At 72.7% G+C, this 22704-nt stretch carries 19 protein-coding genes; 4 read left to right on the top strand and 15 right to left on the bottom strand.

Features of this window, described 5'->3' with window-relative positions; all coding sequences use genetic code 11:
* Positions 1 to 3: 3 nt before the first annotated feature.
* Positions 4 to 1920, top strand: coding sequence for a S9 family peptidase (locus tag AB0M93_RS06715; protein WP_364269180.1), 1917 nt, complete (start codon positions 4 to 6; stop codon positions 1918 to 1920).
* On the opposite strand, the gene hpaD is transcribed toward AB0M93_RS06715, so the two are convergent.
* From hpaD to AB0M93_RS06685, 6 genes are all read right to left on the bottom strand, one after another.
* Positions 1903 to 2943, bottom strand: coding sequence for a 3,4-dihydroxyphenylacetate 2,3-dioxygenase (gene hpaD, locus AB0M93_RS06710; RefSeq protein ID WP_364269178.1), 1041 nt, complete (start codon positions 2941 to 2943; stop codon positions 1903 to 1905). The two genes, AB0M93_RS06715 and hpaD, sit on opposite strands and share 18 nt — an antisense overlap.
* Positions 2940 to 4448 carry a 5-carboxymethyl-2-hydroxymuconate semialdehyde dehydrogenase gene (gene hpaE / locus AB0M93_RS06705; protein ID WP_364269176.1) on the bottom strand — a complete coding sequence of 503 codons (1509 nt, stop codon included), beginning with the start codon at positions 4446 to 4448 and terminating at the stop codon, positions 2940 to 2942. Before hpaE ends, hpaD begins: the two co-directional genes overlap by 4 nt.
* On the bottom strand, positions 4445 to 5392 hold the full coding sequence (dapA, locus tag AB0M93_RS06700; protein WP_364269174.1) for a 4-hydroxy-tetrahydrodipicolinate synthase: 948 nt from the start codon (positions 5390 to 5392) through the stop codon (positions 4445 to 4447). The genes hpaE and dapA overlap by 4 nt, the downstream gene beginning before the upstream one ends.
* 17 nt (positions 5393 to 5409) lie before the next feature.
* Positions 5410 to 6078, bottom strand: coding sequence for a GntR family transcriptional regulator (locus tag AB0M93_RS06695; protein ID WP_364269172.1), 669 nt, complete (start codon positions 6076 to 6078; stop codon positions 5410 to 5412).
* Positions 6060 to 7478, bottom strand: coding sequence for a fumarylacetoacetate hydrolase family protein (locus tag AB0M93_RS06690; RefSeq protein WP_364269170.1), 1419 nt, complete (start codon positions 7476 to 7478; stop codon positions 6060 to 6062). Before AB0M93_RS06690 ends, AB0M93_RS06695 begins: the two co-directional genes overlap by 19 nt.
* Positions 7479 to 7551: 73 nt before the next feature.
* Positions 7552 to 8988, bottom strand: coding sequence for an aldehyde dehydrogenase family protein (locus AB0M93_RS06685; protein WP_364269168.1), 1437 nt, complete (start codon positions 8986 to 8988; stop codon positions 7552 to 7554).
* Between the two features lie 138 nt (positions 8989 to 9126).
* Here AB0M93_RS06685 and AB0M93_RS06680 point away from each other — a divergent pair, with 138 nt between their 5' ends.
* Positions 9127 to 10569, top strand: coding sequence for a GMC family oxidoreductase (locus AB0M93_RS06680; protein WP_364269166.1), 1443 nt, complete (start codon positions 9127 to 9129; stop codon positions 10567 to 10569).
* A 32-nt stretch (positions 10570 to 10601) separates the two neighbouring features.
* Here AB0M93_RS06680 and AB0M93_RS06675 read toward each other — a convergent pair whose 3' ends face one another.
* The 3 genes from AB0M93_RS06675 to AB0M93_RS06665 are packed head-to-tail and all read right to left on the bottom strand — an operon-like array spanning position 10602 to position 13501.
* Positions 10602 to 11441: an alpha/beta hydrolase fold domain-containing protein gene (locus AB0M93_RS06675; protein WP_364269164.1), complete on the bottom strand. Its 840-nt coding sequence runs from the start codon at positions 11439 to 11441 to the stop codon at positions 10602 to 10604.
* On the bottom strand, positions 11438 to 12385 hold the full coding sequence (locus AB0M93_RS06670) for an aldo/keto reductase (RefSeq protein WP_364269162.1): 948 nt from the start codon (positions 12383 to 12385) through the stop codon (positions 11438 to 11440). The genes AB0M93_RS06675 and AB0M93_RS06670 overlap by 4 nt, the downstream gene beginning before the upstream one ends.
* Positions 12386 to 12397: 12 nt before the next feature.
* On the bottom strand, positions 12398 to 13501 hold the full coding sequence (locus AB0M93_RS06665) for a zinc-binding dehydrogenase (protein WP_364270654.1): 1104 nt from the start codon (positions 13499 to 13501) through the stop codon (positions 12398 to 12400).
* A 23-nt stretch (positions 13502 to 13524) separates the two neighbouring features.
* Here AB0M93_RS06665 and AB0M93_RS06660 point away from each other — a divergent pair, with 23 nt between their 5' ends.
* Positions 13525 to 14847, top strand: coding sequence for an amidohydrolase family protein (locus AB0M93_RS06660; RefSeq protein WP_364269161.1), 1323 nt, complete (start codon positions 13525 to 13527; stop codon positions 14845 to 14847).
* Here the strand turns inward: AB0M93_RS06660 and AB0M93_RS06655 are convergent, their stop codons facing one another.
* A complete protein-coding gene (locus tag AB0M93_RS06655) occupies positions 14848 to 15582 on the bottom strand; it encodes an SDR family NAD(P)-dependent oxidoreductase (protein WP_364269159.1) in 735 nt (244 codons plus the stop codon).
* Between the two features lie 45 nt (positions 15583 to 15627).
* Between AB0M93_RS06655 and AB0M93_RS06650 the strand changes: the two genes are divergently transcribed.
* A complete protein-coding gene (locus AB0M93_RS06650) occupies positions 15628 to 16548 on the top strand; it encodes an aldo/keto reductase (protein WP_364269157.1) in 921 nt (306 codons plus the stop codon).
* Positions 16549 to 16602: 54 nt separating this feature from the next.
* On the opposite strand, the gene AB0M93_RS06645 is transcribed toward AB0M93_RS06650, so the two are convergent.
* From AB0M93_RS06645 to AB0M93_RS06625, 5 genes are all read right to left on the bottom strand, one after another.
* Positions 16603 to 17259 (bottom strand): alpha/beta fold hydrolase, encoded by a 657-nt coding sequence (locus tag AB0M93_RS06645; protein WP_364270651.1) that lies wholly within the window; start codon positions 17257 to 17259, stop codon positions 16603 to 16605.
* Positions 17260 to 17337: 78 nt separating this feature from the next.
* A complete protein-coding gene (locus AB0M93_RS06640) occupies positions 17338 to 18243 on the bottom strand; it encodes an ABC transporter permease (protein WP_364269155.1) in 906 nt (301 codons plus the stop codon).
* Positions 18240 to 19184: an ABC transporter permease gene (locus AB0M93_RS06635; RefSeq protein WP_364269153.1), complete on the bottom strand. Its 945-nt coding sequence runs from the start codon at positions 19182 to 19184 to the stop codon at positions 18240 to 18242. Before AB0M93_RS06635 ends, AB0M93_RS06640 begins: the two co-directional genes overlap by 4 nt.
* Positions 19181 to 20761 (bottom strand): ABC transporter substrate-binding protein, encoded by a 1581-nt coding sequence (locus tag AB0M93_RS06630; protein ID WP_364269152.1) that lies wholly within the window; start codon positions 20759 to 20761, stop codon positions 19181 to 19183. Before AB0M93_RS06630 ends, AB0M93_RS06635 begins: the two co-directional genes overlap by 4 nt.
* The gene (locus tag AB0M93_RS06625; protein ID WP_364269150.1) at positions 20758 to 22494 is read right to left on the bottom strand and encodes an ABC transporter ATP-binding protein; all 1737 of its coding nucleotides are present in this window, start codon (positions 22492 to 22494) and stop codon (positions 20758 to 20760) included. Before AB0M93_RS06625 ends, AB0M93_RS06630 begins: the two co-directional genes overlap by 4 nt.
* Positions 22495 to 22704 lie beyond the last annotated feature (210 nt).

The following is a 22704-nucleotide window of genomic DNA, read 5'->3' as shown; positions in this document are numbered from 1 at the left end:
TGCATGGGGGAGCTGACGGCGGAGGCCGTGGCCGACCGGCTGGTGCCGCGGACGCTGCGGGTGTCGCCGGACGGCCGCTGGGTGGTGTACGCGAGTGCGCCGGTGGGACACCCCGGGACACATCCGGTGAGCGGCCTGTGGCTCGCTCCCGCGGACGGTGGTGAGCCGCCCCGGGAGCTCGCGCCGGGTGCGGCGGAAGACCGGCAGCCGCGGTGGTCACCGGATTCCGGGTGCGTCTACTTCCTGTCCGACCGTGCCGAACGCGGCACCGCCCAGCTCTACCGGGTGGGCCGGGAGGGTGGCGCGCCGGAGCAGCTGACGGACTGGGCCGCCGGCATCGGCGACTACGTGCTGCTGCCGGACACCGATGCGGTGGTGCTCGTCGCGCCGAGGGAGAAGGACGCCGCGGCCGATCCCCGGGTCCGGGTCGTCGGGCCGGGTCGTGACCGGCACCGCGCTGCTGCCGCCGGGCCGGCGCAGGGGAACCTCCCGGGCGGCGAAGCCGAACCCGGCTCGCCCCCGTGGGACACCGTCGCCCGGCCCGGCCGGCTGTGGCTCCTCGACCCGCGAACCCGCGCGGTCCGGCCCCTCGGCGACTTCGGCCCGCGGCACGTCGTCGAAGCCGCCGTGCGGCCGGATGGCGCCACCGTCGCCGTGCTCACCTGGTCCGTCGCCGACCGGGAGCCCGGGCTCTTCAACCCCGGCCTCCACCTCGTCGACCCCGCCACCGGGGCGCGGGAGGAGCTCGGCGTCCCGGCACTGGACGCCTCGTCGCTCACCTGGTGGCGGGACGAAACCGGCTGGCGCCTGGCCTACCTCGGCCTCACCCCGCCCGGCCTGATCGGCGGCGACGCGATCTTCGACGCCGAGGGCCACCGGAACCTCACCGCCGGGATGAGCGTCTGCCCGATCGGCCTGGCCGAGTCCGGCGACGGCTCGCTGCTGGCCCTGTTCGCCGAAGGGCTCGACACGACGATCCGGCGCTTCGACCCGGCCACCGGCACGTTCGCCGAGCTCGGCCTCGCGCCCGGCAGCCTCCAGTCCCTGACCGCCGGCGGCGGAAAGGTCGCGGTCGTCGCGAGCACCGCCACCGAGCCCGAGACCGTCCACTGCGGACCTCCCGGCGGCCCGCTCACCCGCCTCGGCGAACCGCCGTTGCGCGGGATCCGCTGGGGCGCCCAGGAACGCTTGTCCTACCGCGCCGAAGACGGCTTGGAACTCGACGGCCTCCTGATCCTCCCGCCCGGCCGGACCCGCGCCGACGGGCCCTTCCCGCTCGTCACCTTGGTCCACGGCGGCCCGTACGACCGCTACGCCGACCAGTTCCAGCTCACCTGGTTCCGCTGCGGCCAGTGGCTGGCCGCCGCGGGGTTCGCGGTGTTCCTCCCGAACCCGCGCGGCGGCCTCGGCCACGGTCACGCCTTCGCGGCGAGCGTCGCCGGGGACGTCGGCGGCGCGGAGTTCACCGACCTCCTCACCGGCATCGACCTGCTCGTCGACGCGGGCGTCGCCGACGAAGACCGGCTCGGGATCGCCGGCGGCAGCCACGGCGGGTTCATGGCCGCCTGGGCCGTCGCGCACACGGACCGGTTCAAGGCGGCCCTCGTGTCCGCGGGCGTCATCGACTGGCCGCTGCTCGCCGCGACCGGCGAGCACAGCCGGTTCGAGCTCGCCCTCGGCAGCCGGGAAACCAGCCCGATCACCCACGCGCACCGGATCGCGACCCCCGTGCTCATCGTGCACGGCGAGGACGACACCAACGTCCCGCTCTCGCAGGCCGAACTCCTGCACCACGCCCTGGGCGACCGGCCGCACGAGTTCGTCGTCTACCCGCGGGAAGGCCATTCGCTCCGCGAACGCGGCCACCAGATCGACTTCCTGCACCGCATGCGCGACTGGTTCTCACACCTGCTCGCCTAGCTTGTACTCCGCCCCGCCGGTGAACGAGAACCCGTCGGCACCGACGGTGACATCGGCTTCGCGCGGTTCGGCGCGTTCGAGGACCGGCTGGACGGCGCCGTCGAGGTCCAGGACCACCGACGCGTCGGTGTACCAGCTCGGCACCACCGGGTTGCCCCACCAGTCGCGGCGCTGGTTGTCGTGGACGTCCCAGGTGATCACCGGGTTGTCCGGGTCGCCGGTGTAGTAGTCGTGCGTGTAGAGCTCGATCCGGTGTCCGTCCGGATCGCGGACGTACAGGTAGAACGCGTTCGACACGCCGTGGCGGCCCGGCCCGCGCTCGATCATCCCGGACTTCCGCAACGCGCCCAGGTGGTCGCAGATGTGCAGGATCTGGTGCCGCTCGTGGGAAGCGAACGCGATGTGGTGCAGCCGCGGGCCGTCGCCGCCGGTCAGGGCCACGTCGTGGACCGTCGGCTTGCGGAACATCCAGGCCGCGTACACCGTGCCCTCGTCGTCCTGGATGTCCTCCGAGACCCGGAATCCCAGGCCCTCGTAGTACTTCCGAGCCGCCGGGACGTCCGGGGTGTCGAGGTTGAAGTGGTCCAATCGCGACAGTGCGCCGGCGCCGTGGACGTCGTAGCGCTGGGTGAACCGCTCGACGTGCTCGGCCTCGTGGAAGAACTCGACCGGGAACCCCAGCGGGTCCAGCACGCGGACGGCCTCGCCGATCCCGCGCGTCGCGCCCGCCGCCCTTCGCGCGACCCGGCACCCGAGCCCGGCGTAGTACGCCTCGGCCAGGTCGAGGTCGGCGGGCGTGCGCACGCGGTAGGCCAGCACGCCCAGCGCGGGCACCGGCCCCTTCCGCAGCACCAGCGAATGGTGGAGGTACTCCTCGAAGGCCCGGAGGTACAGCGCTTCGGCATCCTCGTGGGTGACCACGAGCCCGAGCACGTCGACGTAGAACGCCCGCGACGCGGCTAGGTCCGTGACGACGAGCTCGGCGTACGCGCAGCGGATGACGTCCGGCGGGGTGGCGGTCATGACTGTCCCTTCCGGCCACTGCCGAACCGGGCCGTGTGCACCGGCCCGAGCGAGACGTGGATGGCCTGCTGGTGGGTGTAGAAGTCGAGCGAGCGGTAGCCGCCTTCGTGGCCGAGGCCGGACGCCTTGACCCCGCCGAACGGCGTCCGCAGGTCGCGGACGTTGTGCGAGTTCAGCCAGACCATCCCGGCTTCGACGGACTGGGCGAAGGTGTGCGCCCGCGTCAGATCCGACGTCCAGAGGTAGGCCGCCAGCCCGTACTTGACGTCGTTGGCGAGCGCGAGGGCCTCGGCTTCGGTGTCGAACGGCGTCAGCGCGACGACCGGCCCGAAGATCTCCTCCTGGAAGATCCGCGCGGTCGGCGAGACGTCGGCGAACACCGTCGGCGCCACGTAGTTGCCGGTGTCCGAACCGGACGGACGGCCGCCGCCGGCGAGCAGCCGGCCCTCGGTCTTGCCCAGTTCGACATACCGCATCACCTTGTCGTAGTGCTCGGGGTGCACCAGTGCGCCGACCTCGGTGGCCGGGTCGTGCGGGTCGCCGACGACGATGTTCGCCGCGCGTTCGGCGTACCGGGCACAGAACTCGGCGTAGACCGGCCGCTCGACGAGGATCCGGCTGCCCGCGGTGCAGCGCTCGCCGTTGAGCGAGAACACGCCGAACAGCGTCGAGTCGAGGGCGGCGTCGAGGTCGGCGTCGGCGAAGACGATCGCCGGGGACTTGCCGCCCAGTTCCATCGACATGCCCTTGAGGTGCGCGGCGCAGTTGCGGTAGATCGTCTGCCCGGTGGTGGTCTCGCCGGTGAACGAGATGAGCGGCACGTCCGGGTGCTTGACCAGCGCGTCGCCCGCCTCCTCGCCGAAGCCGTTGACCAGGTTGAACACCCCGTCCGGGAGGCCCGCGTCGGCGAAGATGCCCGCCCACAGGCTCGCCGACAGCGGCGTGAACTCGGCCGGCTTCAGCACCACCGTGCAGCCCGAGGCCAGTGCGGGCGCGAGCTTCCAGCTCTCCAGCATGAACGGGGTGTTCCAGGGCGTGATCAGCCCGGCGACCCCGACCGGCTTGCGGTGCACGTAGTTCACCTGCCGCCCGGGCACCTGGTAGGTGTCGTCGGCCTGGGCGACGACGAGGTCGGCGAAGAACCGGAAGTTCTCGGCCGCGCGCTGCGCCTGCCCGAGCGCCTGGGTGATCGGCAGGCCGGTGTCGAAGGTCTCCAGCTCGGCCAGGCGCTGGTCCTGCGCTTCGACGGCGTCGGCGATCCTGTTCAGGATCCGCGCGCGGGCCCGGGGCAGCATCCGCGGCCACGGCCCGTCGGTGAACGCCCGGCGCGCGGCCGCGACGGCCCGGTCGACGTCCTCGGCCTGGCCCGCGGCCGCCGTGACGTACGGGGTGTTGGACACCGGGTCGAGGACGTCGAACGTCTTGCCCGAGACGCTGTCGACGAGTTCTCCGCCGATGTAGTGCTTGAGCTCGCCCGGCAGTCCTTCCGGGACGTAGTGGGTCATCGCTTTCCTTCCACGGTGAAGCCGTCGGTCGGCGAGAGGTACTTCGCGCCTTCGGCCATGAGCTCCTCGATGCGGGCGACGCCGGTCGCGGCCGGCGGGATGAGCGGCGGCCGGACGTGCCCGGAGGCGATCAGCCCGCGCCGCTCCAGCACCCACTTGCCGGGCGCCGGGTTGGTCTCGACGAACAGCAGGTCGACCAGCGGGTGCAGGCCGTAGTGGATCTCCCGGGCCCGTTCGTGATCGCCGGACTGCCACGCGGTGTACATCTCGGCGCACGCGGCCGGGGCGATGTTGGCCGTCGCGCTGACGAACCCGGCGCCGCCGAGGGCCAGCAGCGGCAGGCAGAGCAGCTCGATCCCGGACCAGACCACCAGGTCCCGGCCGCAGAGGTGCAGCACGCGGGAGAAGTGCTCGAAGTCCTTCGTCGTCTCCTTGATGCCGACGAAGTTGTCGCACGAGCGGTACAGCCGGGCGACGGTCTCGGGCGCGAGGTCGACCGCGGTCCGGCTCGGCACGTTGTAGGCGACGATCGGCAGGTCCGGGAACTCCCGGCAGACCGTGCGGTACCAGACGAACAGGGCGTCCTGGGTCGGCCGGGCGTAGTACGGCGTGATGACCAGCGCGGCGTCGATGCCGGCGTCCCGCGCCAGCGCCGTCAGCTCCAGGGTCTCGTCGAGCTTCGCCGAGCCGGTGCCCGGGACGAGCGGGACGCGGTCGCCGACCTCCGCGGCCACCGTCCGGATCGCCTCGGCGCGCTCGGCCACCGTCTGGGAGCCGGGTTCGCCGGTGGAGCCGCCGATCGAGATGCCGTGCGTGCCGGCGGCGAGCTGCCAGCGCACGAGGTTCCTCAGCCCGTCGTGGTCGACGGCGCCCTCGGCGGTGAACGGCGTCATCAGCGGCGCGATCGACCCGCGGATGGCCCGGGGGTCGGAGCGGAATCGCATGGGTTTCCCTTCCTGCGTCAGTGGCGGCGGTAGGCGAGGTAGGCGTCCAGGGTGGCCAGCCGGTGGGCGCGGACGGCCTGCTCGACGTCGGCGGCCGGTGCGCCGCGTTCGAGCAGGCCGAGGATGGTTTCGTGCTCGGCGACCGATTCGCGGGCGCGTCCGGGCACGAAGCTGAACGTCGAGCTGCGCAGGCCGCTGAGCCGGTCCCAGCCGCGCCGGACCAGGTCGAGGACCTGCGGGTTCGGGCAGGCTTCGAACAGCACGGCGTGGAAGCCGCGGTTGAGCCCGGTGAACCGGGCCGGTTCGAAGTGCCCGAGGCAGGCGGCCAGCTCGGTGTTCAGCGCCCGGGCTCGCGCCAGGCTGCCGGGCGGGAGGACGGGGGCGGCGAGTGCGGCGGCGTAGCCCTCGACCAGGGCGAGGGTCTGCATCGTGTGCTGGTACTCGCTCTCGTCGACCATCGCGACCTGCGCGCCGACGTTGCGCTCGAAGGTCACCAGGCCCTCGGCCTCCAGCAGCCGGATCGCCTCGCGGATCGGCACCACGCTGACCCCGAGTTCCTGGGCGAGCTGGCCGAGGACCAGGCGGTAGCCGGGGGAGAAGGTGCCGTCGCCGATCCGGGCCTTGATCCACTGGTAGGCGATCCGCGACTTGCTCAGCGCGGCGCCGTTCACCGTTTCGCGCGCCATGCGGCGTACCTCCCGCGCCAGTGCTCGTCCATCGGGTAGAGCCCTTCGACGCGCTCGCCCGCGGCGACCTGCTCGGCGATGAACGTCTCCTGCCGCTCCTGTTCGACGGCCGCGTCGACGACCGGCTCGACCAGGTCCGGCGGGATGACCAGGACACCGTCGCCGTCGCCCACGATGACGTCGCCCGGGCACACGGTGGCGCCGCCGCAGGCGATCGCCACGTCGACGTCCCAGGGCACGTGCCGCCGGCCGAGCACCGCCGGGTGCGGCCCGGCGTGGTAGGTCGGAATGTCCAAAGCGGACACCGCGGCCAGGTCGCGGACGCCGCCGTCGGTGACGATCCCGGCCGCGCCGCGCACCTGCGCCCGCAGCGCGAGGATGTCGCCGACGGTGCCGGTGCCGCGTTCGCCGCGGGCCTCCATGACGAGGACGTCACCGGGGCCGAGGCTGTCGATCGCCCGCTTCTGCGCGTTGTAGCCGCCGCCGCGGGCCTCGAACAGGTCCTCGCGGTACGGCAGGTACCGCAGGGTCCGCGCGCGGCCGGTCAGCCGGGCGCCCGGCCGGGTCGAAGTCAGGCCGTCGATCGAAACGGCGTTGTAGCCGCGCTTGCGCAGCTGGGCCGACAGCGTGGCGGTGCCGACGGACTCGATCTTCGCGCGCAGTTCCGGGGTCAGCTCGAACCCCGGCTCTGCCGTCCCGTACGCGTCCGCGCGCTGCTGCTCGTCGACGCGGGGGAGGGCGCCGAACGGTCCGAAGGGGACGGTCCCGGCAGTGATCGGCGTGACGAGCCGGCCGGTGCTGCGGCCGCCGCTGTCGACCTCGACCTCGACGACGTCGCCGGGGACGGCGACCGACGCGCCCGCGGGCGTGCCGGTCAGGACGACGTCGCCGGGTTCGAGGGTGATCAGCTGCGAGAGGTCGGCGACCAACCGGCCGAAGTCGAAGAGCAGGTCACCGGTGGTGTCCTCCTGGACGAGCTCGCCGTTGAGCCACGTGCGCAGCCGCAGCGCCGCCGGGTCGACGTCGGCCGCGGCGAGGACCGCCGGGCCGAGCGGGGTGAAGCCGTCGCCGCCCTTGAACCGCAGGTTGCTGCCCTTGTCGGCGTACCGGAGGTCGTAGACGCCGAAGTCGTTGGCCGCGGTGACGCCGCCGACGTACGACCAGCCTTCCGCCGGCGTGACGCGGCGGGCCGTGCGCCCGATGACCAGCGCGATTTCGCCTTCGAACCCCAGCAGTTCGGTGCCCGCCGGGCGCTCCAGCGCGGCGCCGCTCGCCGCGACGGACGTCGGCGGCTTGAGGAAGTACGACGGCTGCTCCGGCACCCGGCCGCGCTGGGCGGCGCGGGAGCGGTAGTTGAGGTGCAGCGCGATGATCTTGCCGGGCCGCGCGATGCTGGTCATCGAGGGTTCCTGCCTGCCGGTGCGGGAAGATATCTCAAATAATATACGATTAGCTTCGTGGGGAAACCCCCGTTCACCCGCCGTAGTGGAGCCAAACGGACTTGGTCTCGGTGTAGGCGTCCAAGGCCCACGGGCCCATCTCGCGGCCCCAGCCGGACGCCTTGTAGCCGCCCCACGGCGCCGCCATGTCCGGGATCGGGGGCATGTTGACGAAGACCGCACCGGCCCGGATGCCGTCGGCGTAGCGCTGGGCCGTGCGGAGGTCGCGAGTCCACACCGTCGCGGCCAGGCCGTACTCGGTGTCGTTGGCGCGGGCGAGGGGTTCGTCGCCGTCGTCGTAGGCGGTCACGGCGAGCACCGGGCCGAAGATCTCCTCGCGCATGATCGCCATGTCGTCGCGGACACCGGCGAACAGCGTCGGGGTGTAGAAGTAGCCGTCGCCGTCGACCGGGCGGCCGCCGGTCACCAGGTCGGCGCCCTGCTCGCGGCCGGTGCTGACGAGGAAGTCGACGTGCTCGCGGTGTTTCGCCGAGACGAGCGGGCCGAGCTGCGTGGACTCCTCGGTCCCGGGCCCGAGCCGGAGTTCCTCGAGGCCGCGGGCCATCTTGTCGACGAACTCCTGCTCGCGCTTGCGGTCGACGTAGAAACGCGTGTACGCGGCGCAGACCTGGCCGGTGTTGAGCGTCGCCCCGGCGAGGTTGCCCGCGACGGCGGCGTCGATGTCGGCGTCGGCCGCGATGATGCTCGGTGCCTTGCCGCCGAGTTCGAGGGTGAGCCGCTTGAGGTTCGAGGCCGCGCTGGCCGCCGTGATCAGCTTCCCGACCGCGGTGGACCCGGTGTAGGAGACGTGGTCGACGTCCGGGTGCCTGGTCAGCAGGGCGCCGACCGCGCCGTCGCCGGTGACGAGGTTGACCACGCCCGCCGGGATCCCGGCCTCGTGGACCAGTTCCACCAGCCGGATGCTGGTCAGCGGCGTCACCTCGCTGGGCTTGATCACCACCGTGTTGCCCGTGGCGAGCGCCGGGGCGAGCTTCCAGGCGAGGATCATCAGCGGGAAGTTCCACGGCGTGATGAGCGCGTTCACCCCGACCGGCTCGCGGCGGGTGTAGTGCAGGGTGTCCGGGAAGGACACCGGATTCGTGGTGCCCTGCAGCTTCGTCACCCAGCCCGCGAAGTAGCGGAAGTGCTCCGCCGCGCCGGTCACGCTCACCTGCCGGGACACGCCGATCGGCTGGCCCTGGTCGAGGGTTTCCAGCCGGGCCAGTTCCTCGTGGTGCCGCTCGACGAGGTCGGCCAGCCGGAACAGCAGCGCGGCGCGCCGGACCGGCAGCAGCCCGGCCCACTCCGGTGCGGAAAGCGCGCGCCGGGCGGCCGCGACGGCGGCGTCGACGTCGGCCCGCGAGGCCGTGCCGACCTCGTCGATGACCTGCCCGGTGGCCGGGTCGCGGGTGGGGAGCGCGCCGCCGCCGGCTTCGGTCCACTGTCCGTCGATGCAGAGGCGTGTCGCCATCCCGTTGTCCTCCTCGGCCTGGGGTGAGCCGAGTATCGGGCGCCGCGGCGCCGCGGGTCTTGTCCGCTCCCGCACGCCCGTTGACCGACCGCGAAGGGATGTCGCGGCTCTTCCGGGCCGCGCGTCAGGCTGGGGCGCATGGACGCGATCGTGGTGGGCGCCGGCTCGGCCGGTTCGGTGGTGGCGCGGCGGCTGGTGGACGCGGGCGCGGCGGTGACGCTGCTGGAGGCCGGGGGCGCGGACGCCAACCCGGCGATCCACGACCCCGCCCGGGCCGGCGAGCTGTGGCACGGCCCCGAGGACTGGGACCTGTACACGGTCCCGCAGGAGCACGCGGCCGGCCGGCGGCTGCACCTGCCGCGGGGCCGCGTGCTCGGCGGCTCGCACGCGCTCAACGCGATGATCTGGGTCCGCGGCGCCCCGGCCGACTACGACGGCTGGGGTCTGCCCGGCTGGTACTGGGCCGACGTCGAACCGGTGTTCGCGCGGATCGAGAAGGACCTCCTGGAGGTCGTCCCGAACGAACCGCTGCACCCGGTCCAGCAGTCCATAGTGGACGCCTGCCGTGAGGTCGGCCTGCCGGGGAACCCGGACTACAACAGCGGGACCCTCGACGGCGTCTCCGTCGAGCAGATCACCCTGCGCGGCGGACGGCGGTTCACCACCTGGCACGCCTACGGCTCGCCGGTGGCCGCGCGGATGACCGTCCACACGGGAGCGCTGGTGCAGCGGCTGCTCTTCTCGGGCTCCCGGGTGACCGGTGTGGTGGCTTCGATCGAGGGTGTGCCGCGGGAGTTGCGGGCCGACCTCGTGGTGCTCGCGGCCGGTGCGCTGGCGTCGCCCGCGATCCTGCTGCGCAGCGGCGTCGGCCCGGCCGGGGAGCTGCGCGCGCTCGGCCTCGACGTCGTCGCCGACCTGCCTGGCGTGGGCCGCAACCTGCACGATCACCTGCTTTCGCCGGTCATCTTCACGACTGCGCGGGAGGTGGCGCCGCCGGTGTCCGGCCGGTCGGTGACGCAGGTGCATTGGTGGTGGCGCAGCCGGGCCGGGCTCGCGGTGCCCGACACGCAGCCGATTTGCTTCAGCGTGCCGATGTACGAGCCGTGGATGTCCGGTCCGCCGGCGGGCTTTTCGCTGATGGCGGGCATGGTGTCGCCGGAGAGCCGGGGAAGCCTGCGGCTGGCGCCGGACGGCTCGGCCCTGATCGACCTGGCGGCCCTGTCGGCGCCGGCGGACTTCGAGAGCCTGGTGGCGTCGGCCGGGCAGTGCCTGGAGGTCGGCCGGGCGCCGGCGCTGGCGGAGGGGTGGGGCGCCCGGCCGTTGTACCCGGCACCGGGCGACGACGTCCGCGAGTACGTCCGCCGGACGGCGATCACGTACCACCACCAGGTCGGCACCTGCCGGATGGGCACCGGCGCGGACGCGGTCGTGGACCCGCGGCTCGCGGTGCACGGCCTGGACGGTCTGGTGGTCGCCGACGCGTCGGTGCTGCCCCGGGTGACGACGGGCAACACCAACGCCCCGGCGGTCCTGGTCGGCGAGCAGGCCGCGCGGTTCATCCTCGGCGCACGGGGGTCGTGAGTGGCAAGGAGGGTGCCAACCGGCCTATCCACTCACGACCCCGCACCGAGGAGCCGGCGGAGCCACGAGGACCGCGCCGCCAGCGCGGCGCGGGTCACCTCCGCCTCCGGGGCGAACCGGTCGAAGCCGTGGTGGGCGTCCGCCCAGACGTGCAGCTCGGTGGGCACGCCCGCCTGGGCGAGCCGCTGGGCGTAGGTGACGTCCTCGTCGCGGAACAGCTCCGCGCCGCCGACCTCCACGAACGCCGGCGGCAGGCCGCGCAGGTCCGTCATCCGCGCCGGGGCCGCGTACGGCGAGACCTGCCCGGCCAGGAGGCTGCGCCAGCCGAAGTCGTTCGCTTCCTTCGTCCACACGAGGTCGGGGAGGTCCGCCGCCGTCCGGTCGTCGAGCATCGGGCACAGCAGCAGCTGCCCGGCCAGTGCGGGGCCGCCGCGGTCGCGGGCGAGCAGCGCCACCCCGGCGCTCAGCCCGCCACCGGCACTGCCACCACCCACGATGAGCCGATCGAAGCCGAAGGCCGAGGTGAACCATTCGAGACCCGCGTAGCAGTCTTCGAGGGGCGCCGGGTGCGGGTGCTCGGGCGCGAGCCGGTATTCGACGGTCGCGCAGACGAAGCCGAACTCCTCGATCAACGGCACCAGGCGCGGGAGGTCGGCGAACCGGTCGTCCATCACCATGCCGCCGCCGTGGATGCTGTACAGCCCCGGGGCGTCGGGCCGCGGCTGCCGGGGCCGCAGGACCGTGACGACGACTCCGCCGTCGAGGACGTGGTCCGACCACACGATGTCCCGGTCGCCGATCGCCTCCTCCGGGGTGAGGTTGCGCAGCGACGCGCGGATCGCGGGCAGCGTCGAGGCGGACAGCTCGGTCACGGGCCCTCCGGATCGACGACCTCGCGGTCGGCCCAGAACGGCTCGACCAGGGCCCGCAGCTCCGCCGCGCCCACCTTCTCGACGAGCGCCACCGCCGCCAAGTTGTCCTCGAACTGCCGGACGCTGGTGGCGCCGAACAACGTCGTCGTGTTCGCCGGGTGCGTGAGGGTGAACGCCAGGCACAGCTGCGCGGGGGTCGCGCCGATGCTTCCGGCCACTTCGGCGAGGCCGGCGGCCGAGTCCGCGATCCGCTGCCGGACGCCACCGGGGTCCCGGCCGACCTGACGCCCGCCCTTGCCGAGCAGCACCCCGCCCTCGAAGACATCGGACGCCTGGAGCGAAACGCCGAGGGAGAAGACCGAGGCGAACGGCTCACCGTCCGGAATGGACCGCCGGGCCACGCTGTACTTCAGCTGGGCGATCGCGGGACCGGGCACGCCGTCCGCGGCCGCGAAGCCGTGAACGGCCCGGATCGCCGACGCCGACCAGTTGTTGACGCCCCACTGCCCGATCAACCCCGCCGAGTGCAGCTCGGCGAGGTCGGTGACGAGGGCGTGCAGGTCGGTGTCGTCGCGCCGGAGGTCGCCGAGGATCACCAGGTCGGCGTGGGAGACCCCGGCGCGGAAGAACGCGTTCTCCAGCTGCGCGCGCAAGCTGTGCTCCGGGTAGCCCTCCAGCCACAGCTTCGCCGACAGCAGGTAGTCCTCCCGGCGCAGGCCGGCGGCCCGGACCATGGCCGAGAACAGCACGTCGGTGAACACCGGCGGGCCGCCGGGCAGGCCGTACACGCCGACGTCGAACAGGTTCACCCCGGACTCGACGGCGGCCTGCAGCAGCGAGACGGCTTCGCGGAAGTCCATCCGGTCGTAGGTGTGCCACGAACCGAGGGACAGGACGCCGGTGTGCGGGCCGTCGCGGCCGATGCGGCGTTGGGGAATGGGCACGGGCGGGTCCTCCTAGGGCAGCCGGGGGTCGATGACGGCTTTGAGCTCGCCGAGCCGGGACATCGACTCGACGGCGGCGGACGCGCCGGCCAGCCCGACCGGCGGGCTGAACAGCTCGTCCCAGGGCATCCGGCCGGCGAAGGACCGGAAGAACTCGACCGAGCGGTGGTAGTCGGCGATGTCGCCGTTGAGGGAACCGGCGACGGTGAGTTCCTTGCCCATCACCGTGCCCAGCGGCACGGGGACCGGCGCCGGGCCGGTCGAGCCGACGATGGCGACCGTCCCGCGCCGGGCGGCGAAGGCGACGGCTTCCTCGCCGATCGTCGGCCCGCCGGCGAAGTCGAAGACGTGGTCGGCGCCGCGGCCGCCGGTCAGCTCGCGCACCCGCTCGACGCGTTCGTCCGGAGTGGACTCGACGGAGACGGTCGCGGTGGCGCCGAACCGCTCGGCGGCTTCCAGACGAGATTGCGGCCCGCCGACCGTGATGACCACGCCGGCCCCGCAGAGGCGCGCCACCGCCGTGGCGAAGACACCGAGCGCACCCGCGCCCTGGACCACGACCGTCGCGTTCGGACGGATGCCGCCGGACCGGGCGACCGCACGCAGCACGGTCTTGCCGGCGCAGCCGGACATCGACGCCCACGTGTCCCGGACGTCGTCCGGGAGCAGCAGCTTCGCCGCGCCTGGTGTCACATAGCAGTAGCGGGCCAGGCCGCCGGTCGCGTAGGGGAACCGGTCGGCGCGCTGCAGGAAGCCGTAGCCGCGGTGTTCGCAGGCGACCGGCTCGCGCAGGATCGTGCAGCCGTAGCAGCTTCCGCACGTCGACTCCGACCAGCCGATGCGGTCGCCGGGCCGGATTTCGCGGCCGAGGGTGTCGGCGGTGCCCGGACCGGTGGCGACGACTTCGCCGACCATCTCGTGGCCCAGCACCATCGGGAGCATGCCCGGGAGACTCATCTGTCCCGACCAGAGGTGGACGTCGGTGCCGCACAACGTGGTGCAGGTGAGCCGGACGAGAGCGGCGCCGGGCTCCGGCTCGCCGGGCAGCGGGAGCTCGCGCAGTTCGAGGGGAGCGCGGTGGCCGGTGAGCACGGCGGCCTCCGTGTGGGTGGGCAGGGCCATCTTTTTAGTCTACAGTCGTGGAAGAAAAAGTCCAGGCCCGGGAGGAAACCATGACGGCACAACGGATCCACCCGGCGGACCTCGTGGTCCACGGCGGCGTGGTGCACACCTTCGGTCCGGCCGGCCGGGCCGGCGGGTTCGCCGTCCGGGGCGGCCGGATCGCCGCGGTGGGCGGGGACCTGACCGGCCACATCGGACCGGACACCGAGGTCGTCGACCTCGCCGGGCGCGCGGTGCTGCCGGGCATCAACGATGCGCACCTGCACGCGACCTGGCTCGGCGCCCGGTGGCCGCACCCGCTGCTCGGTGCACCGCACGAGGAACCCCCGGTGGTCACCGCCGAAGACCGCCGGGCCGCGATCCTGCGGGCCGGCGACGTCTGCGCGGCCCTGGGGATCACCAGCTACACCGAACCGGGGCTCGGCCCCGGTGAAACCGGCTGCTTCTCGGCGGAAGTCGTCGGCGAGTACGCGGCCCTGCACCGCGAAGGACGGCTGCGCGCCCGGGTCACCGTGCTGCGCCTGTTCGGCCTCCTGGACGGCGCCAGTTCGCTGCCGGACTTCGCCCGCGGCCTCGAAACCCCGGTACCGACAGCGGATCCGGAGTGGCTGGCCGTCCCCGGCGTCAAGATCTTCGCCGACGGGATCCCGCCGATGCGCACGGCCTGGACCCACCACTGCTACGCCGACGGCACGCACGGCAGGCTGCTCGTCGACGGTCCGGGCGACGACGAGCGAGCGGCCAACCTGGCGGCGATGATCTCCCTGGCCCACGAAGCCGGGCTCGTCGTCGGCGTCCACGCGACCGGCGAGCGCAGCATCGAGGCCGCGTTGGCGCACCTGCGCGCCGGTGACCACCTCGTGCACGGCGACCTCGTCACCCCGGCGCAGCTGCGGCGGATGGCCGGCCGCGGGGTCGGGTTGACCACGCAGCCCGCGATCGCCACCGCCATGCGGCCGATGGTCGCCACGGCGCTCGGTGCGGACGTCGCCGCGAAGGCGTGGCCGCTGCGGGAGATGCTGGACCTGGGGGTGCGGCTCACGTTGAGCAGTGACGCGCCGGTCGTCACGCCCGACTGGCGCGTCCACCTCGCGGCGGCGGGGGAGCTGCTCGGCGCACGCGGTGTGACGCCCGAGCTGACCGCGCGGCTGCTTCGCTGCTACACGACCGAAGCCGCCGTGCAGGACGGGTCCGCGGCGTGGAAGGGATCGCTGGAGCCGGGCAAGGTGGCCGACTTCTGCGTCCTCGGCGCCGACCCGCTGGGCATCGCCCTGGCCGACCTGCCGTCGGTCACCGTCGAGCTGACCGTGACCGGCGGCCGGATCGTCCACAAGGGATAGTCAGGTCAGCAGCTGCCCCCCGTCCACCGCCAGGCTCACCCCGGTGATGTGCCCGGCGGCGGGTGAAGCCAGGAACACCACCGCAGGCACGACGTCGCCGACGGCGGCGATGCGGCCCAGCGGGATCCGGGCCTCCCAGGCCGCCCGGGCGGCGGTGTCGGCGGCGAACCCCGCGGTCATCGGGGTGAGCACCGGCCCGGGCGCGACCGCGTTGACGCGGATCCCGTGCGGTGCCAGCTCCAGCGCCGCGGACCGGGTCAGCGCGTCGACCGCCGCCTTCGTGGCTTCGTAGTGCCCAAGCCCGGGCGTCGGCTGCCGGGCCCCGATCGACGACACGTTCACGATCGCGCCGCGCGTCCCGGCCTCGACCATGTGCGCGCCGACCGCGCGGGTCATCAGGAACGTGCCGCGGAAGTTGACGGCGGCGCAGCGGTCGAACACCTCGACGTCCAGTCCGGTCAACGGCCCGCCGCCGCCGGCCAGCCCGGCGTTGTTGACGAGCACGTCCACCGGCCCGAACCGGTCCGCGACCAGCGCAACCGCCGCGTCGACCGACGCCGGGTCCGCGATGTCCAGTTCGACGTGCCCGGCACCTATCTCGCGGCCGGCGTCGTGCGCCGCACGGGCGTCCACGTCGGCGACGACCACCCGGTCGCCCGCGGCCAGGAAAGCTTCGGCGACACCCCGGCCGATTCCGCTCGCGCCGCCGGTGACCACCACAACCCGTGATTTCATTCTACAATCGTAGACGAAAGATGTGCTGCGGCGAAAGGAAAACCCGTGCTCGGAAGATCGGCCCTCGGCCTGGGCTCGTGGAACACTTGGGACCGGATGGACTTCGGCGACGCCGTCCGGCTGCTCAGGACGGCGGTCGACGCCGGCGTCACGCTGTTCGACGTCGCCCACTACGACTTCGGCCCGCACGCGGAGAACTCGCGGACCGACATCCTCTTCGGCGAGGCCGTCCGGAAGGCCGGGATCGCGCGCGAGGACTACGTGCTGTGCGGCAAGCTCTGGCTCTGGGACTACCCGCGCAGCGGCTTCGCCGAGCAGCTCGAGACGTCCCTGGGCCGGATCGGCACCGGGTACGCGGACCTGGTCGTCGTCGGCGACTACCGGGAGCGCCCGGACATCCCGCGGGTCGTCACCGAGGTCGCCGAGCAGATCCGGGCCGGGCGCGTCGCCGGCTGGGGCGTCAACAACTGGCTCGCCGCCGACCTGGACCTGGCCTTCGGGTTCGCGGACCGGGAGGGGCTCCCGGCTCCGCAGTTCGCGCAGCTCAAGTACTCGATCGCCCGCCGCTCGATGGCCGAAGGCGAGCCCTACCGCAAGCACTTCGCGAACGGGCGGCTCGCGCTGCAGGCGTCCGATGTGTTCGAAGGCGGTGTCCTGCTGGGCAACGCCGCCCCGGCCCGCAAGATCGGCGCGGACGTCGGCGGCATCCGGGAGTCCATCGTGGCCGCTTCCGCCGAACTCGCCACGATCGCGGCGGACTTCGGCGCCACCCGCGCCCAGCTGGCGCTGGCGTTCTGCCTGGCGTACGAACCGGTCGCGAACGTCCTTTTCGGAGTGAGCCGCGCGGAGCAGCTGACCGACAACCTCGGCGCGCTCCTCCTGGCCCGCGAGCACGGCCCCGAAATCCGCGCGGCCCTCGGCCACCTCCGCCGCGACCACGACGTCGACCCCGACGGCTCCTGGTGAGCGCTCGTGAGTGGTAAGGCGGGTTAGAACTCGCCTTACCACTCACGAGGTCTTTCAAGGGGCGGCGAGGAAGGTGAGGGCGGCGGTGCGGAAGGGGGCGCCGCGCAGGGCGCCGCCGTGGTCGCCGGGGACCCGGAGCAGGTCGCTGCCCGGCACCAGCGGCACCAGGGTCTCGATGCCCTGGCTGACCGGGTCGTCCTGCCCGGCGACGAACCGCGTCGGCACGGTGACGGCTCGGGACCGCGGGGTGAACGGCTCCCGCCGCAGGCCCTCGATGCACTGCGCGAGGGCGGCCGGGTCGCGGCCGGGGGCGGTGATCATCCGGGCGATCGCCGCCGTCAGCGGGTCGGCCGGCAGCCGGCCGCCGCCGGCGAAGGCCAGCGCGGCCTCGACGTCGACCGCGCCGAACGGCTCGTGCGGGCTGATCCCGCCCAGCACCAGCCGCCGGACCGGCAGCACCGCGGGCAGTTCCCACGCCAGCCGCGCGCCCAGCGAGTAGCCGACGACGTCCACTTCGGACACGTCACCGGCCGCGGCCGCGAGTTCCCCGGCGATCGCCTTCGGCGTGACGACGGCCAGTGCGGGGCTGGACCCGTGGCCGGGCAGGTCCGGGACCACCACCGGACGGCCCGCGGCGGTGAGCGCCGACGGCCAGCCCGTGCTGACCCAGTCGGTGTGCCCGTCGGAGGCGAAGCCGTGCAGGAGCAGCACCGGCGGCCCGGCGGGCGGCCCGCTGGGGACGAACCGGCGGACGGCCAGGGAGGTCGGGAGGGTCAAGGAGGTCCTTTCTCACGAAGCGCGGCGCAGCCGCTGGAGCTCGCCGAGCGTGCGGGCGCGGGCGTCGACGGCGATCCGCAGTGCGGAGCCGATGAGGTTGAGCAGGAGGACGCAGACCATGATCGTGACGCCCGGCACGACGACCAGCCACCGTGCCGTGACCAGGTACGAGCGGCCCTCGGCGATCATGTTGCCCCAGGTCGGCGTGGGTGGGGCGATGCCGAGGCCGAGGAAGCTCATGGCGCCGTCGACGAGCATCGCGGCCGCGGCGAGGATGACGACCTGGACCAGCGCCAGGGGCAGCACGTTGGGGAACACGTGCACCAGCAGGATCTTGCCGCGGCTCATCCCGGACACGCGCGCGGCGCCGATGTACTGCCGTCCGGCGATGCCGAGCACCCGGCTGCGGATGACGCGGGCGGTGAACGGCGTGAAGATCACCGTCAGCGCGATCAGCTCGGTCCAGATGCTCGCGCCGAGCGCGATGGCCAGCGCCATCGCGAGGATGATCGCCGGGAACGACATCCACGCGTCCATCAGCCGCATCAGCACCGCGTCCGCGGCCCGGTAGAAGCCGCTGACCAGGCCGATCACCATGCCGGAGAACGCGGCGCACAGCGTGATCAGCGCGGAGAGCCCCAGCGACGCGCGGCCGCCGGACACCAGCCGGGCGAAGACGTCCCGGCCGAAGGAGTCGGTGCCGAGCGGGTGCGCGGCCGACGGCGGGAGCAGCCGGTGCACCGGGTCGGTCGCGCTGACGCTCGGCAGGAAGAACGGCAGCACGACGACGGCCAGCACGATCAGCCCGAACAGGATCGAACACACCACCAGGGTCCGGTTGCGCCGGAACGCCCGCGCCGCGCGCCGCGGCGGGGGAGTGTCCACGACGGACGCCGGTTCGGCGACGGCGAGGCTCATGCGACACGCACCTTCGGGTCGAGCAGCGCGTACGAGAGGTCGACCAGCAGGTTGACCACGACGAACAGCACCGCGACGAACAACGTCACGCCCTGGATGAGCGGGAAGTCGCGAGTGGACACCGCACCCATCAGCAGGTGCCCGAGCCCGGGCACGACGAAGATCGACTCGATGATGACGATCCCGCCGACGAGCATGGCGAAGTTGCTCCCCAGCTGCGTGACCAGCGGCATCAGCGCGTTCGGCAGCACGTGCTCCAGCAGCACCCGCCGTTCGGGCAGGCCCTTGACGCGCGCGGTCCGCAGGTAGGCCAGCGGCAGCTCGCCGAGCACGCTCTCGCGCAGGGTGAGCACGAACAGCGCGGTCTGCCCGATGACGAGCACGGTCACCGGCAGCACCAGGGCCGGCACCGCGGCCACCGGGTCGGTGAGCAGGTCGTGGTAGCCGCTGGAGGGGAACCACCGCAGCGTCACCGAGAACACCAGCACCAGGACCAGCGAGATCCAGAAGTCCGGCATGGCCATGCCGAGCGACGAGAGCCGGTCGAGCGTGCGGGCCACCGGGTTGCGCGGGGACACCGCCTGCCACGCCGTGATCGCCACCGACAGGAAGAAGCTGATCACCGTCGAGAGCACGGCCAGGGTCAGCGTCGGCACGATGTGCGCGGCCACCACCTCCAGCACCGGCTGGTGGTAGGTGATCGATGTCCCGAAGTCGCCGCGGAGCACGTGCCCGGCCCAGCTCAGGTACTGCTGCCAGAGCGAGCCGTCGAGACCGAGGCTCGTGCGCAGCGCGGCGACGTCGGCCGGGCGCGCGGTCGGGCCGAGGATGGCCTGGGCCGGGTCGCCCGGGATCAGCCGGATGACGAAGAACATCATGGTGCCGACGATGACCAGGATGACGAGCAGGTCGCGCAGCCGGCGCAGCAGCACCCCGGTCATGCGGCCAGCCAGGAGTTCCAGAACACCCGGTAGAAGTCGCCGTAGCCCTTCAGCCGCGGGCTGTAGGCCGCGTAGAGCTTCGACTGGCTCAGCGTGATCACCGACAGCTGCTTCCAGGTGAACGCCTGGAGCTTGTCGATGACGGTTTTGGCCTGCTCGGGCGTGGCCGAGGCGTTGAACTCGGTCATCAGCCCGTCGAGCTCCGGCGACGACGAGCCGTTGAGCGTGCCGAGGGTGAGCGCGGGCATCTGGGCCGGAGAGGTCAGCGACGAGTCGAAGAACAGCGTCGTGATGTCCCAGCCGGCCGGGTCCTTGGTCAGGGTGCCGAGCATGGTGGCGAAGTCGAAGGTGTCGATCTTGGTCTGCAGGCCGATCTTGCCGAGCTCGTCCTGGATGAGCACGGCCCACTTGCCGAACTCGGGGTAGGAGTTCGTCGTGACGATGTGGATCGTCGCCCCGGCGGTGATGCCGGCCTCGGTGAGCAGCTGCTTCGCGCGCGCCGGGTCGTGTTCCTTGTAGACGGACTCGCCGGCGGTCGAATAGGACGCCTTGTTGTCCGGCGAGGCGAACGCGCCGGTCTCGATGGTCAGGTCCGTGCTGCCGCCGGTCGCCGCGTTGATCGCGGGCTTGTCGAGCAGCAGGTTCAGCGCCTGGCGGGCCCGCGGGTCGGCGAACTTCGAGCCGGGGTGGAAGTTGGGGATGACGACGTTCTCGTTGCCGCCGGGCAGGTTGTGCACCACCAGGTTCGGGTTGGCCTTGAGCTGCTCGTACTGGTCGTTGGCCGGCATCGCGTGGTCCCACTGGCCGGTCTGCAGGCCGTTGATCAGCGCGTCCTGGTCGCCGACGACCTTGTAGGTGACCGTGTCGAGGTAGGCGTGCTTGGCGCCGGCCTGGCCGCCCCAGTCCTCTTCGGACCGCGATTTGTAGCCGTCGTAGCGCGTCAGCACCAGCTGCTGGCCGATGTCCCAGCTCTTCAGCTTGTACGGGCCGGTGCCGATCGCCTTGTCCTGGGAGAACCCGGTGGCGGGCAGGTCGGTGAGGTTCTTGGCCTCGTAGATCTCGGTGCCGGCGCCGGCCAGCTCGTCGATCAGCGGGTAGCGCGGCCGCTTGAGCTTGATGCCCACCGTCGCCGGGTCGGGCGCGGTGATCGCGTCGATGTCCGGCGTCACCAGCTGCCCGGTGCGGTGGCTCTTCTGCCAGCGCCGGAGGCTCGCGACGACGTCGTTCGCGGTCAGCGGGTTGCCGTCCTGGAAGGTGACCCCCTGGCGCAGCTTGAAGGTGTAGGCGAGCCGGTCCGGGCTCGTGGTGAACGTGTCGACGAGCATCGGCCGGGCGACGAAGTGCCGGTCGACCTCGAACAGCTTCTCGTACATCATGTTGCCGATCTGCGCGGTCACCTGGCCGGGGTTGGCGACCATGTCGAGTGACTGCGGATCGGTGGGGACGGCGACGGTGAGGTTGCCGCCGCGGACCGGCGGCCCGTCGGCGGCGCCGGCCCCGGGGGCGGCGCCGCCCGTGCAGCCGGCCAGCAGGGTGGCCGCGGCGGCGAGGACGGCGAGCAGGGGAGTTCGGTTCATGGGCGCGTCGATCCTGTGTGGGGGAGGGCGGGCAGGTCGGGGTTGGCGGCGAGCAGCCGCCGGGTGTAGCCGTGCTGCGGCGAGAGGCGGATCTCGTCGGGCGTGCCGGTCTCGATCAGCTCGCCGCGGTACATCACGCCGACGCGGTCGGCGACCGACAGCACGAGGCTGAGGTTGTGGGTGATGAACAGCAGGCTGAGCGTGCGGGTGCGGCGCAGGTCCAGCAGCAGGTTCATCACCTGGCCCTGCACGGAGACGTCGAGTGCCGATGTCGGCTCGTCGGCCACGATCAGCTCGGGCCCGGCGGCGATCGCCCGGGCGATGGAGACGCGCTGCCGCTGGCCGCCGGACAGCTGCGACGGCAGTTTCCCGGCGGTGTCCTTCGGCAGGCCGACCTCGTCGATCAGGTCGGCGACCCGCCGGTCCAGTTCGGCGCCGCGCAGCGGGGTCAGCTCCTTGAGCGGCTCGGCGATGATCCGGGCCGCGGTGTGACGGGGGTCGAGCGAGCTCTGGGGGTCCTGGAAGATGAGCTGGACGCGGCGGCGGAACGCGCGCTCGCCGCCGGTGAGCCCGGCGGGGGTGATCCCGTGCGGGCCGAAGACGATCGTGCCGGACGTCGGCGGTTCCAGCGCGCTCACCAGCCGCCCGAGGGTCGACTTGCCGGAGCCGGATTCGCCGACCAGCCCGAAGAATTCGCCGGCCGGGATCTCCAGCGAGACGTCCCGCACCGCCTGCACCCCGTGTCCTTTTCGGCCGTACACTTTGGACACGGCGGTGACGCTGAGCGGCGGCCCGTCGCGCTCCCGTTCGGCCCGTGGCTCGAGGGAACGGGTTTCGACGGCCTCGGTCGCCTCACCCGCCATCGCCGATTCGAGCCGGGCGGCGGAGATGGTGGGGAAGCCGGCGCGGCGGTCGACGCCGAGCTGCGGCACGCACCCGAGCAGCGCCCGCGTGTACGGGTGCTCGGGCCGGGTCAGGACCTCGTCGCGCGAGCCCACCTCGACCAGGCGGCCGCGGTACATCACCGCGATCCGGTCGGCGACCTGCGCGGCGACGCCCATGTCGTGGGTGATGAACACGCAGGCCGTGCCGTGGTCGCGGCGTACCCGGTCGAAGAGCGTCAGGATTTCGGCCTGCGTGGTGACGTCCAGCGCCGTCGTCGGCTCGTCGGCGATGAGCAGGTCGGGGTCGGCCATCAGGGCGAGCGCGATCATCACCCGCTGCTGCATGCCGCCGGACATCTGGTGCGGGTACAGCCGCAGGATCCGGCCGGTGTCGGTCAGTCCGACCTCGGTCAGCAGCCGCCGCGCCTTGCCTTCGGCCCGCTTGCGCAGCGGGCTGCCGCGGCGGGTCGCCTGCCCCGGCAGCGACCCGGGTTCGCGGTAGGCCTCGATCAGCTGCGAGCCGACGCGGCGGCTCGGGTTCAGCGAATCCAGGGCCTCCTGGAAGATCATGCCGATCCGCGGCCCGCGGTAGGCGCGCATCGCGTCGGCCGGCAGCTTCGTGACGTCCACGCCGTCGATCGCGATCTCGCCGCGGGTGCGGACGGGGGCGACGAACTCGAGCAGGCGGATGATCGACAGGGCGGTCACGGTCTTGCCGCTGCCGGACTCGCCGACCACGCAGAGCGTCCGCCCTTGCCCGAGATCGAGGGAGAGCTCCCGCACGAGTTCGCGCTCGGTGCCGTCGGTGACGACGCCGACGGTGAGCTCCCGGATTTCGAGCAGCGTCATGGATTCCCCTTCCTCGCGCCCGCCGCGAGCGGGCGGGCCGGACTGCCGGGCACCGGCAGGGGTAGTTCTACGCATGTTGACACTGGCCGGAGGCCGTGTCAATGGTTTTATTCTACAAACGTAGGAAGTTGAAACATCACGGCTTTTTGTTGCTGTGCGGGGAAAATCCGCCCCTGGACTCTTTTATCTACGGATGTAGAGTGTCCGCGT

It is taken from the genome of Amycolatopsis sp. NPDC051102 (genome assembly GCF_040682815.1).
Taxonomy (GTDB): Bacteria; Actinomycetota; Actinomycetes; order Mycobacteriales; family Pseudonocardiaceae; genus Amycolatopsis.
This window is presented reverse-complemented; position numbering and strand designations above follow the sequence as displayed.